The sequence below is a fragment of the Seonamhaeicola marinus genome (assembly GCF_008085455.1).
The window spans coordinates 1-580 of record NZ_VSDQ01000837.1; the positions used below are offsets into that span (position 1 = coordinate 1).

Sequence of the window (580 nt, forward strand, 5' to 3'; positions counted from 1 at the left end):
AAAGCTGCTTTTAGTTTGTTCAAACAAGGTTTTGTTATAGGCCTAATTCTTTCTTTACGTCATCTAATAAGTTTTTACCATCGGCTAAAATAGTAACACCAACAGATGAGTCTAAAACGTAATCATACCCTTGAGCTCTTGCTACTTTTAATATAGCAGCTTTTGCTTTCTCAGTAATAGGTTGTAATAAATCTACACGTTTTTTATCAATATTTTGAGCTGCATCTGCTTGAAATTGCTGAATGTTTTGTTGCATTGCTTGAATTTCTTGCCCTCTTTTAGCATTCTCTTCATCGGTTTTAGTGGCAGCTTCAGCTTCGTATTGTTTTACTTTGTTTTGAAACTCTGTAACAGAAGCTTGGTAATCTGTTTGATAAGTTTTTTGTAAAGCTTCAAGCTCTTTTTGAGCATTTTTCATTGCAGGCATTGCGGCAATTAACTCTTGAGTATTTATGTGGGCAACTTTACTTTGTGCTTGCGAAAAACTAATACTCCCTATACATACGGCCGTTGCTAATAAAATAGTTTTTAAGTGTTTCATCATTTTCTAAATTGTATTAATGTGTTATAAAATTATTTG

At 32.8% G+C, this 580-nt stretch carries 1 protein-coding gene; it reads right to left on the reverse strand.

Annotated elements, in window-relative coordinates:
- Positions 1 to 34: 34 nt before the first annotated feature.
- The gene (locus tag FUA24_RS23790; RefSeq protein WP_317131287.1) at positions 35 to 544 is read right to left on the reverse strand and encodes an OmpH family outer membrane protein; all 510 of its coding nucleotides are present in this window, start codon (positions 542 to 544) and stop codon (positions 35 to 37) included.
- Positions 545 to 580: the final 36 nt, after the last annotated feature.